The 12,208-nt window shown below is 52.8% G+C and carries 9 protein-coding genes; 4 read left to right on the top strand and 5 right to left on the bottom strand.

Annotation, left to right across the window (positions count from 1 at the left end; genetic code table 11):
* Positions 1-4: 4 nt before the first annotated feature.
* Entirely contained in the window at positions 5-2,239 is a 2,235-nt protein-coding gene (locus ACJJID_RS06500) for an acyl-CoA dehydrogenase (protein WP_444921978.1), read from the bottom strand.
* Between the two features lie 395 nt (positions 2,240-2,634).
* On the opposite strand from ACJJID_RS06500, the gene ACJJID_RS06495 reads away from it, so the two are divergent.
* The gene (locus tag ACJJID_RS06495) at positions 2,635-4,074 is read left to right on the top strand and encodes a di-heme oxidoredictase family protein (protein WP_444921977.1); all 1,440 of its coding nucleotides are present in this window, start codon (positions 2,635-2,637) and stop codon (positions 4,072-4,074) included.
* A gap of 81 nt (positions 4,075-4,155) precedes the next feature.
* On the opposite strand, the gene rraA is transcribed toward ACJJID_RS06495, so the two are convergent.
* The 3 genes from rraA to ppsA form a co-directional block, all read right to left on the bottom strand.
* Entirely contained in the window at positions 4,156-4,635 is a 480-nt protein-coding gene (rraA, locus tag ACJJID_RS06490) for a ribonuclease E activity regulator RraA (protein ID WP_444921976.1), read from the bottom strand.
* 151 nt (positions 4,636-4,786) lie between these two features.
* Positions 4,787-5,356 carry a L,D-transpeptidase family protein gene (locus tag ACJJID_RS06485; protein WP_253868990.1) on the bottom strand — a complete coding sequence of 190 codons (570 nt, stop codon included), beginning with the start codon at positions 5,354-5,356 and terminating at the stop codon, positions 4,787-4,789.
* Positions 5,357-5,788: 432 nt separating this feature from the next.
* Complete coding sequence (ppsA, locus tag ACJJID_RS06480) at positions 5,789-8,152, bottom strand: phosphoenolpyruvate synthase (RefSeq protein WP_444921975.1); 2,364 nt, start codon at positions 8,150-8,152, stop codon at positions 5,789-5,791.
* A gap of 197 nt (positions 8,153-8,349) precedes the next feature.
* On the opposite strand from ppsA, the gene ppsR reads away from it, so the two are divergent.
* The 3 genes from ppsR (at position 8,350) to ACJJID_RS06465 (ending at position 11,061) form a co-directional block, all read left to right on the top strand.
* A complete protein-coding gene (ppsR, locus tag ACJJID_RS06475) occupies positions 8,350-9,177 on the top strand; it encodes a posphoenolpyruvate synthetase regulatory kinase/phosphorylase PpsR (protein ID WP_444921974.1) in 828 nt (275 codons plus the stop codon).
* An 87-nt stretch (positions 9,178-9,264) separates the two neighbouring features.
* Complete coding sequence (gene pabB, locus ACJJID_RS06470) at positions 9,265-10,596, top strand: aminodeoxychorismate synthase component I (RefSeq protein WP_444921973.1); 1,332 nt, start codon at positions 9,265-9,267, stop codon at positions 10,594-10,596.
* Between the two features lie 168 nt (positions 10,597-10,764).
* Positions 10,765-11,061 (top strand): hypothetical protein, encoded by a 297-nt coding sequence (locus ACJJID_RS06465; protein WP_152453396.1) that lies wholly within the window; start codon positions 10,765-10,767, stop codon positions 11,059-11,061.
* 19 nt (positions 11,062-11,080) lie between these two features.
* On the opposite strand, the gene cysB is transcribed toward ACJJID_RS06465, so the two are convergent.
* On the bottom strand, positions 11,081-12,052 hold the full coding sequence (gene cysB, locus ACJJID_RS06460; RefSeq protein WP_152453394.1) for an HTH-type transcriptional regulator CysB: 972 nt from the start codon (positions 12,050-12,052) through the stop codon (positions 11,081-11,083).
* Between the last annotated feature and the right edge of the window lie 156 nt (positions 12,053-12,208).

Genomic DNA, 12,208 nt, shown 5'->3' with positions numbered 1-12,208 from the left:
AGCGCTATTGGATTTGCCCAGCCTCCCTGGCCAAGTGATCGAAATGATCGACCTGAATAGCCTTATCCACCGCATCAGCGGCTTCCCGAAGGGCATCCGCCTCTTCACTACTAATCAAGTTGCGTTGCAGCCCCTCTTCCACTGACTCGCGACTGAGAGTGCGAATACCACCTTTTTTTAGCTTCTCCCGCGCACGCTCAGAAGCACATACCTTTTCAAAAGCCTGCTCGACAATATCGATCCCATCTCCAGGATTGCCGAGGAAAACGCCACGAGTTAAACGGTCTCGAGTCTTAGAGGGGGTCAGCAGCAATTCTGCACAGGCCCTAGCCTGGCGATCCGAGGCGGTGTGAATACTGTGCCCCCAAGGCATGGTCAGGAAATGCATTATCTGGCCAAAGAAAGGACGCGGGAAATTCTGAAAGACTTCCAGCAACTGAACTTCAATTTTATGTAAGCCATCGCGCATAGCGTATTCCAATAACGGCAAATCATCTTTTGGGTTACCGTCGTCATAGAAACGCTTGAGGGTACAACTCAGCAAATACAGCTGGCTGAGTACATCGCCAAGCCGGGAGGAGATCAATTCTTTCCTTTTCAGCTCTCCGCCCAAAGTGATCAGAGAGACTTCTGTAACCAGAGTCAGCACAGCCGAATAGCGATTGATCTGACGGAAATACTTAGCCGCGCCCCCTACATTGCGCGGACTGCTGGCAAAGAGCCCCACGGTCCAACCGTGAAACACTCCGCGCAGCAGCGTTTTGACCTGGAACCACATGTGTTTGGGTAACAACCGATCTAATTGCTCCAACCCCTCTTCGGTATCGGGGTTTTCGGCTGCGAGCATTTCATCGAGTATATAGGGATGGCAGCGTATCGCCCCCTGGCCGAAGATCATCAAGCTGCGGGTTAACAGGTTTGCGCCTTCTACCGTAATCGCCACTGGCACAGCGCGATAAGCATTACCCAAATAATTCAATGGCCCATCCATTATTGCCTTGCCCGCATGGATATCCATGGCGTCATCAATGGCCTGGCGCAGCCCTCCCGTTGCACTGGCTTTCATAATTGCGGTAATGACCGCCGGCTTGATGCCGTCATCCAGCGCTCTGGTAGTCGTTTTGTGTGCGCTATCGAGCACGAAGGCAATAGCGGCAATCTCCGCTAAGCGCCGTTGCACCCCTTCAAAGCGCCCAACGGGAATATTGAACTGTTCGCGAATACGGGCGTAGGCGCCGGTGGTTCTTGCAGCCATTTTGGCGCCGCCAGTGGAGAGCGAGGGCAGTGAGATACCCCGGCCCGCAGCCAAGGCACTCATCAGCATTTCCCAGCCCTTTCCGACGTTCTCCTGGCCACCGATAATCCATTCCATGGGAATAAAAACGTCTTTTCCCCAGTTGGGGCCATTCTGGAAGGCCTGCATCGCGGGTAGATGGCGCTGACCAATAGTCACACCCTCGGTATCAGTGGGAACCAGTGCCACGGTAATTCCCAGCTCCTCTTTATCGCCGAGAATATGCTCCGGGTCGTACAACTTAAAGGCGAGCCCTAAAACCGTGGCAATTGGTCCCAGGGTGATATAGCGCTTGTGCCAGTTGACACGCATCCCCAAGACCTTTTCCCCCTTATAGTCTCCGTAACAAACTTCCCCACGGTCGATCATGGCGGCCGCATCGGAACCTGCCTGAGGGCTGGTCAAGCCAAAACAGGGAATATCCGTGCCATCGGCAAGCCGGGGCAAATAGTGATCTTTTTGTTCCTGAGTTCCATGGGCAAGCAGTAATTCACCCGGCCCCAGGGAATTTGGCACCATGACTGTCACACCCACGGTGTTACTGCGCGTGGAAATCTTGGTCACTATTTCTGCATGTGCGGTGGGGGAAAAGCCGAGGCCGCCATATTTTTTAGGGATAATGATGCCGAAAAAGCGGTTTTTTCGCAGAAATTCCCATACAGGCTCTGGAATATCGTGCTCGACAAAGCTAATTTGCCAATCGTTGACCATTTTGCAGAGCTCTTCGACAGGCCCGTCGAGAAAAGCCTGCTCCTCCTCACTCAGCTCCGGTGGCCCCATATCCAGCAGTTGCTTCCAATCCGGTTTGCCGGAAAGTAGCTGGGCATCCCACCAAACTTCCCCGGCCTCCATTGCTTCTCGCTCAGTTTGCGATATTGGCGGCAAAACCCTCTTGATAATGTTCAGCAGGGGTTTGGTAAAGAATTTCTTGCGCAGCTCGCTCATTTTTACCTTCCGTAGTATCCGTAGCGGCAAAATACCCTGCCACTTTCCAGAAGCCATGGTGTTATTTCAAAAGACAATGATAGGCAACGAATGGACTTGAGGAGTCGTTGAATGATCCTACAGAGCTTCCACGGCAATAGAACGTTGCAGATACGCCATTTAAGACCCACCTGACGCGATTTTCTTTTCTTCAAGACCTTATCCAGAGCCCCGTTAATGAGCAGAAAAGAGCAGGCGCCCAAGAGAACCTGAAATTTATACGTCAAAAAGATGCATGAGGCGCCAGTTGTCGCGATATCCCTGGGAAAATCTACCTATATTTAGAGAGATGGAATGGACGCCGCAAATGAAGCTCTGGATCAGTTGATAGAAAGCATTGAACTTAGGATGCTCATATGAAGCAGACTCTTGTGAACTCACTTGCCGGTGTTGGACTACTAATAACCCCCACACTGCTCTTTGCCAATCTGGTGGGAGAAGGCCCCCGGTTAGCCCCTGAAGACAGAATTACCCAGGGACAAATTGTAGAGGGTGAACTAACCCTGGATGAAATTCGCCGGGCAGGAATGCTCATCTTTAGCACCCCCTTCAATCGCTACGATGGTTATGGGGATGGCCCACACGATGAATCCCAGCCCGATAACCACTCAGCCGATGCCGGCAATCGGCCGACATTACAGGGCAATGGCACCTTCCTGCGAGTCAATGGTCTCGACTCTCAGAACTGCCTGGAATGCCATAGTATCGTCAGTAACAGGACTGTGCCGCCTACGATGGGTATTGGCGGCGGCGGCGGTTTTAGCACCAGTGCAATGCTGCGTCCGGTAAATATTGATGTCATTGATGAGAGCTTTGATGGTACTGCCGAATATGACGGCCGCCTGATCAACCCCCTCTTTTTATTTGGTTCCGGGGGCATTGAATTAGTGGCTAGAGAAATGACCTTTGAGCTTCAGGGTCTCAAACAATATGCTCTAGACAACCCTGGTACCGTTGTCAGCCTGGATACTAAATCCGTTAATTTTGGCACCATCGTTGCCGATGAGGATGGTAACCTGGATACCAGTAATGTGGAAGGCGTCGATGAGGATTTGGTCGTGCGGCCTTTTGGCAGGAAGGGAGATGTGGCTTCAGCCCGCGAATTCGCAATGGATGCTCTTTCATTTCACATGGGCATGCAAGCGACCGAAAAATTTGGTGGAGAGGATGCCGATGAAGACAATGACGGCGTAACCAATGAAATATCTGTCGGTGATCTTTCAGCAATTAGTATTTTTGTCACCACGCTGGACCGCCCCTTCAAGATAGAATCCACAAAAAATACCGACGGACGTAAACTGTTCCGTCAAATAGGCTGTGCCGACTGCCATCGCCCCGTTATGACCACTGAGCGCAGAAAGTTACCCTATAAGCTGACCGGCTCACCTGAGGCTCCATTTGAAGATACTTTCTATGAGGTAGATCTGAGTAAACCCCCCACAATTTTTAAAACTATTTTTGGGGCTGGGGTTGAAGTTGAAATGTTCTCTGATCTCAAGCGCCATGACATGGGCATCGCACTATCTGAAACGGCTTTCTTCCTAGATGAGGTACAAAACAGGGAGTTTATTACCGCACGCCTGTGGGGAGTGGCAGACACTGCACCCTACATGCACGATGGCCGCGCTCTCACTCTGGTAGAAGCCATACTGTTACACGATAATCCCGGTAGCGATGCCGGCTATGCCGCAGAAAATTTCCAGAATCTGACAGACGAGGACAAGAATAAGATTCTTTATTTTCTGATGTCCTTACGCATGCCGAGGGATCCGGTTTCTGATTTAATCAATCGATAAACGGCTCCCTGAGAAAAATGCCCGCGGCAGCGAAGTTGCCAGCGGGCATTTTTATTCCCAATCACTTATTGAGGCTGCAGTTCATACCAGTTGTTTTTGTGCAACAATAATGCCATTGTTATCCCCATAGAGATAATCACCTGGGCGGAAACTCACCCCGCCAAAAGTGACTTCCAGATCCCGCTCGCCAATCCCTTTTTTCTCAGTTTTCATTGGGTGTGTACCCAGGGCCTGCACCCCCAGATCCAGCGCCGCAATCTGATCGACATCGCGGATACAGCCATACATGACAATGCCTTCCCAGCCATTAGCGACTGCTTTCTCAGCGAGCATATCCCCAAGGCAGGCACGACGCATAGAACCGCCCGCATCAACCACCAAAACCTTGCCTTGCCCAGGTTCTGCAACGAACTCACGCACCAGGGAATTATCCTCGAAACATTTGATGGTTACGATTTCACCGCCAAAGCTCTCACGGCCTCCGTAATTAATAAACATCGGCTCAACCACTTGTACTGCATCGCCGTGGGCATCACACAAATCGGGGGTTGAAATTGACATAAGTCCTCTCGCAATCATTCCGTAAAAAGTGATGATAGCGGTACCGTAACTTTGGTGGCAGGCTGACAAATAAATACCGGGTATCATCCCTGTAGATAATACCCGGCCAAGGCTTCGCTGCTACAAAACTGCTCTATGCGTTACGCCATTTTTAGTGCGTAACACGTACCGGGGTACCTACGCGCACATGGCGATAAAACTTACTTGCCATGTGCGGCGGCATGCGTACACATCCGTGGGAGGCTGGATATCCGGGCACATGACCTGAAGCATGTAGACCGATGCCGCCATTAAAACGAATGTAATTATTCATTTTCGCACCGCGATATACAGTACCGGCAGGGCGGCGGTGCTTACGGGTATTCACATTAGATCTCACAACTCTGCCTGTGCGTCTATCCACATAGCTACCGTAGATCGAAGAGCGGTGATGGGGATGTTTGGACAGAACGCGGAAATGTCCCGGGCGCGTACTGTAGCCACGCTTGCCCGATGAAATTCTAGAAACCCCAACCAATTTACCGCCTTTGTAGAGATAAGCGCGTTGCTCGCTCAAATCAATTCTGATTGAAGCACTCCCTCCCCTGGCTGCAGCGCGATCATCAAACCAGTTACCTCCACGGGGCTTTGCCATTGCCGGAGGAACAGCGAGTAGCGCCAGGAGACACAACATCAGGAAAATATGCCATATCGGAATTTGTAACTGTCTGCTCGTATGCATAGCTCACCTCAACAACTTTCTCTGTTCTGCCAAAGTGGACGGACAGGAAAACAGCCCTACCGGTACCACTTAAACTTCAACACCGGGGGATTTACCCCTGCAGGTGAATCAGCACCAAAGCAAATTGCGCTAGGTTTTTTTCTATCAACGCGCTGCCTCAGGACTCTTCCGATTCTATTGAGGCTGATGATAAGACTTAGAATGAATTCTTCTCTTGGCGGGTAAGCCATAGAGTGTTGAATTTTTTCGATAGTGTGTGACCTGCAAATCTCACACTGAAATAGCAGGATAAAATCCGAAGTTATCGAGGTAAGCGGCAACTGGAGTCTAATTTTTGAGCAGATGCGAAACGGCTCGAGCAAAAAAAACCACAGCCGCGCGAGAGGTGTTTAAATAGAAAAAGCGGCCCAATAGGGCCGCTTTACTAGGAAATCAGGCTTCTTCGTTAGCCAGGAATAGCCAAGTATCCACAGCCGTATCCGGGTTCAGGGAAACACTGTCAATCCCCTCATCCATCAACCAACGAGCGAAGTCTTTGTGGTCAGAAGGCCCCTGACCGCAAATGCCCACATATTTACCGACTTTTTTACAGGCCTGAATGGCGCGGGACAGCAAGGCCTTAACCGCAGGGTTTCGCTCATCGAACAGGTCAGCCACCAGGCCGGAATCCCGATCCAGGCCCAGGGTAAGCTGGGTCAGGTCGTTGGAACCGATAGAGAAACCGTCAAAGTGCTGCAGGAACTCTTCGGCCAGCAGAGCATTCGAGGGCAGTTCGCACATCATGATGACCTTCAGGCCACCCTCACCGCGACGCAAGCCATTTTCGGCGAGCAGACCGACTACCTCTTCCGCCTCTTCCGGGGTGCGCACGAAGGGCACCATGATCTCTACATTGGTCAAGCCCATCTCATCGCGCACTTTCTTCAGCGCGCGACACTCCAGAGCGAAGCACTGACGGAAATCTTCGGAGCGGTAACGGGCCGCACCACGGAAACCGAGCATCGGGTTCTCTTCGCTGGGCTCGTACAGCTGACCACCCACCAAGTGTGCATATTCGTTGGACTTAAAGTCTGACAGACGCACAATCACACGATTAGGCGCAAAAGCGGCGGCCAGGGTAGCGATACCTTCCACCAACTTCTCAACAATAAAGTCTTCCGGAGAAGCGTAGCCGCCAATGCGCTCACGGATATTCTGTTGCAGATCTTCCGGCAAACTATCCAGCTCGAGCAGCGCTTTCGGGTGAATACCAATCATGCGGTTCAGGATAAATTCCAAACGCGCCAGGCCAACACCCTGATTGGGCAGGTGACTAAAAGCAAAAGCGCGATCCGGGTTGCCCACGTTGAGCATAATCTTGAAAGGCAGTTCAGGCATCTCGGAAACTTCAGTTTCCTCACGCTGGAAATTCAGCTCGCCAGACATCACAAAACCGGTGTCGCCTTCAGCACAAGATACGGTCACCGGAGTGCCATTTTCCAATAATTCAGTGGCGTTTCCACAGCCAACCACTGCGGGAATCCCCAGTTCGCGGGCAATAATCGCCGCGTGACAGGTACGGCCGCCGCGGTTGGTGACAATTGCGCTGGCTTTCTTCAGAACCGGCTCCCAATCCGGGTCGGTCATATCGGTCACCAGCACCTCGCCGTCCTGCATAGCTGCCATGTCTTCAACAGATTTCAGCTTACGCACGCGGCCGGCACCAATGCGCTGACCAATAGCGCGCCCTTCACACAGTACTTCACCGCGCTCCTGCAAACTGTAGCGCTCGATGTGGGTACCTTGATCGCGGGAGCGTACGGTCTCCGGACGCGCCTGTACGATAAACAGCTTGCCGGTATCGCCGTCTTTGGCCCACTCGATATCCATCGGGCGACCATAGTGCTCTTCAATTTTGCGGGCCTGCACCGCCAGGCTGGTTAACTCTTCATCGTTCAGGGCAAAACGCTGACGATCTTCCTCTGCAACCTCAACGGTTTTTACAGAGCGCCCACACTCACCGCTTTCGTCGTACACCATCTTGATCGCTTTGCTGCCGCGATTGCGACGCAGGATCGCCGGGCGTCCGGCATCCAAAGCAGGCTTGTAGAGGTAGAACTCGTCGGGGTTCACAGCCCCCTGCACAACAGTTTCACCCAAACCGAAGGCCGCGGTGATAAAGATCACATCGCGGAATCCACTTTCGGTATCCAGGGTGAACATCACACCGGCTGCACCAGTTTCACTGCGCACCATGTGCTGAATACCCGCAGATAGAGCAACGCCAACATCCGCGTAACCCGTGTGCACACGATAGGCAATGGCGCGGTCGTTGTAGAGAGAAGCAAAGACTTCTTTAACCGCAGTCAATACCGCATCGATACCGCGGATATTCAGGAAGGTCTCTTGCTGACCGGCGAAAGAGGCATCTGGTAAGTCTTCCGCAGTAGCAGAGGAGCGCACAGCAACGGCTGTCTCACCGCCACCCAGAGCTTCGTAGCCATGGCGGATCTCTTTTTCCAGTTGTGCGGGGAAAGGAGTCTGTAAGATCCAGTTGCGAATTTCATCGCCCGCTTTGGCGAGCTCAGTAACATCACCGACATCGAGCCCTTTCAGACGCTCGGCGATACGCTGCTCCAACTGTTCATGGGCCAGGAAAGCCCGAAAGGCCTCCGCAGTAGTCGCAAAGCCGCCCGGTACACTCACACCAGCACCGGCCAGAGATGAGATCATCTCGCCGAGCGATGCGTTTTTACCGCCGACCTTGTCGACATCATCCATTCCCAGTTTTGCAAAGTCGATGGTGAAATTCGTCAAGTGAAGGCCCTCTGAAATCAGGTTTGTTGGGCGCTGATTATAAGGATGAGTCTTGTAAAAAATAGCCCAGTAAAAACGGCCAAAATGTTGTAAATTTTCTACAAGATAGAGCGGCACTCAGAAAATAAGACCTTTTGGCCCACCGCCCCTATACTAGCGGCCACTGAAAAGGTCCCGCCAACAGACAGAGAAGCAGCATGGCAAAAGACAAACGCACCGCCTTTTTTATTTCCGATGGAACCGGCCTCACCGTGGAGGCCATTGGCCACAGCCTGTTGGCGCAGTTTCAGGATCAGCATGTCGAGCAGGTGACCCTGCCCTACATAGACTCGGCTGAGAAAGTTCAACAAGCTTTACAGCGTATCGATAGAGCCTCGCAAGAGTCTGGGTTACAGCCCATTATTATTACCAGCATCGTGTCAAATCAGATTCGCGATCAGCTGCACCAAAGCCCCGCACTGATGTTGGATGTATTCGAGAACTACCTGACACCTCTGGCCAATTTATTTGGGCGCGACCCCACTCAAACCGTTAATGTTTCCCACGGCATTGCCAACAATCGCCGCTACAGTGAGCGTATCGATGCGGTGCATTTTGCTATGGACAATGACGACGGCCGCCGTATCAGTGAATTTGAACAGGCGGATGTGATACTGCTCGGAGTCTCCCGCTCCGGCAAAACCCCCACCTGCCTCTATTTAGCCCTACAGTTTGGGCTGCGCGCCGCCAATTACCCCATCACCGAAGAGGATATGGACTCCACCACCCTGCCGAAGATATTGCGCCCCTACCACCGAAAACTCTTCGGCCTCACCATAGACCCCGAGCGGCTGATGCAGATTCGACAGGAAAGACGCGCCAATAGCCGCTACGCTTCTAAGGAACAGTGTGAATTTGAGGTGCGCCAAGTCGAACAGATGCTGAGGCGGGCACAGGTGCCCTTCCTCAACGCCACCCAACTTTCCGTGGAGGAGCTCGCAACCCGCCTGATGTCCCAGGCAGGCATCGAGCGCAGGATTGACTAATAAGGATTGACCAAAGGGCCAGCCGCCCTTTTCACGCCGCGTCAAAGTGTGTAGTGTGCGCCGTCTTCCAGACTGCCGTGTTTTGATATGCAAATAGTCTCCCTGCCCTATTCACTCAATTCTGCCGCGGCCTTTCGGGCGATTGCAGATCTACCGGTGCCGGTGTGGCTCGATAGCGGCCGCCCTCTCAGCAGCGGTGGCCGCTACGATATTATCAGCGCCGACCCCCTCAATACGCTGGAACTGGCAGCAGACAGCAGTGAGCCTTTCACTCAAGTGGATGACCTAAGCCGCGAGCTCTGCCCACAGGAGCGGGACTCGCAACTACCCTTCTGCGGAGGGATGATAGGCTTCGCAGGCTATGAACTCGGCACCAGCGGAAACTATTTGCCGGCGGATATCCGGCCCACAGACCTGCCCGCAGGCTTCTTTGGGCTTTATAGCTGGGCTTTTATCGCGGACCATCAGCTGGGTTCCAGCCACCTGGTATTCCACCCAGCCTGCCCGGCCAGGCAGGTACGCGAGCTGATCGATCGCTTTAAATCGGTGCAGTGGGAGCAGGATCAAGATCTGAAAGGCTTTCGACTGTTGGCACCATTTGCCCATGAATTCAGTGCCACGGACTACCAGGAGCGCATTGAACGCATCCTCGAATATATTGCGGCTGGGGATGTCTACCAGGCAAACTTTACTCAGCGCTTCAGCGCCCCTTATGAAGGCGACCTCTTCAGTGCCTATATGGCGTTGCGCCAGCGAGCAGCCGGCCCCTTTTCCGCCTTTATGGAGCTGCCCCAGGGAAGCCTGCTGAGCTTATCACCGGAGCGCTTTATCCGCGCCGATGGAAACAGTTTACGCACCGAGCCCATCAAGGGCACCGCAGCCAGAGCCGCCGACCCAGTAGAGGATCAACGGGCTGCATTTACCCTACAGAGAAGCCCTAAAGATCGCGCGGAAAACCTGATGATTGTGGATCTGTTACGCAATGATTTCAGCAAATTGTGCCGCAGTGGCAGTGTGCGCGTGCCTGAATTATTCCAGTTGACCAGCTTTGCCAATGTCCACCATTTGGTCAGCGTCGTGACCGGAGAAATGCACGAGGACTCGGCCTACAGTGATCTCCTGGCAGCCTGCTTTCCCGGCGGCTCCATCACTGGCGCCCCCAAACGCCGCTCTATGGAGGTGATTCGCGAACTGGAAAGCAGCCCGAGAGGCATCTATTGCGGCAGTATCGGTTATATCAGCAGCTGTGGTCGCGCCGATACCAATATTGCTATCCGCACCTTCAGTGCCAGCAATGGCCGAATTACCTGCGCTGCCGGTGGGGGTATAGTTGCAGACTCTGACCCAGTAGCAGAACACAATGAGTGCCTGGCGAAAGTACACTTACTCCTAGAGACCGCAGAGCAATTCCTCCATTGATTGCCCCGCCCGCCGGGAATCACCTTCTAGCGGGCTTTCCTGCAGTCATACTACAGCTTTTTGGTTATAGATCTATCCAGGATTGATATTTCAAAGTTATTAGACCATCTGATAGATTCAATGCCAGTAGTGCCAATTTCAGCACTTAACTGGATCAAGGAATTTATCGTGAAGATCACACTGGTCAAAAAAATACTTGCCGATGGCTCCCCCTGTGCCAAATGTCGCGACGTGCAGGAAAAACTGGAAGTGAATGGGCAGCTGAAATTTATCGACCAAACCTTGATAGCCGATGTACGCGACCCGCAAAGTAGCGGCATGCAAATTGCCCAGCAATTTAACGTGGATCGTGCACCATTCTTTGTGGTTGAGCGCGAGGGGCAGGATGCGGAGGTTTACACCGTCTACTTTAAATTGGCCAAAGAAGTGTTGCAGCCGCTGATCCAACAGGCGGAGGCCTCCTAGCCCCCGCTAAGCAGCCACCTTAATAAACAGGCAGCTCTTTATCGGCAAATAGCGCATCCACTTCGGCCCTAGACGTGGCGTGCGCCGCCTGGTCCACCAACTCTCGGGTGAGATGCGGTGCAAACTGCTGGATGAAATCATACATAAAGCCCCGCAGAAAAATTCCCTTACGGAAGCCAATCTTGGTGATGCTTGGCTCAAACAGATTACTCGCATCGAGGGCAACCAGATCTTCGTCCTCGCCATCCACCGCCATATCCGCCACTATGCCGATACCCAGTCCCAGTCGCACATAGGTTTTGATAACGTCCGCATCCGCGGCGGTGAATACCACCTTAGGGGAAAGCCCTTTCTCCAGAAACGCCTCATCCAGCTTTGAACGACCGGTAAAGCCAAACACATAAGTGACTATCGGGTACTTGGCAACCTCTTCCAGGTCCAGCTTACTGGCATGACAGAGAGGGTGATCTTTAGGCACTAGCACACAGCGATTCCAACGGTACACCGGCATCATCACCAGGTCGCTAAATAGCTCCAGCGCCTCGGTGGCAATGGCGAAATCCGCTGTGCCATCGGCCGCCATTTCCGAGATCTGCATGGGCGTGCCTTGATGCATATGCAGAGACACATCCGGGTAACGGGAAATAAACAGCTTGATGACCGGGGGCAGCGCGTAACGCGCCTGGGTATGAGTAGTGGCAACTGCCAGGCTGCCCTTCTTGTCATTACTGAACTCTTGGGCAACCTGCTTGATATTTTCCACTTTGCGCATAATTTCGCCAGCGGTCTTGAGGATCGCCTCACCCGCTGGAGTCACCCGGGTCAGGTGCTTGCCGCTGCGGGCAAAAATTTCCACCCCAAGCTCGTCTTCCAAAAGGCGAATCTGCTTGCTGATGCCCGGCTGGGAGGTATAGAGGCTCTGCGCAGTAGCAGAAACGTTGAGATCGTGATGTGCCACTTCCCAGATATATCGCAACTGCTGCAGCTTCATAAGTCCTCCCTTTGGTATCAATCATCCCGCCCCTGGACGAGTGCAACTCTGACAGATAAATTGTTAGTTATAAAAAACATCTTGAGTTATGCGAGAAAAGAATAGCAGCCAATCGAAGCCGGGGCCAACGGACAAATGAATATCCGGTGAAGCGCG

It is taken from the genome of Microbulbifer sp. CnH-101-G (assembly GCF_052466775.1).
Note: the sequence above shows the minus strand (reverse complement) of the source record. Positions and strands in the feature narration are given on the sequence as shown.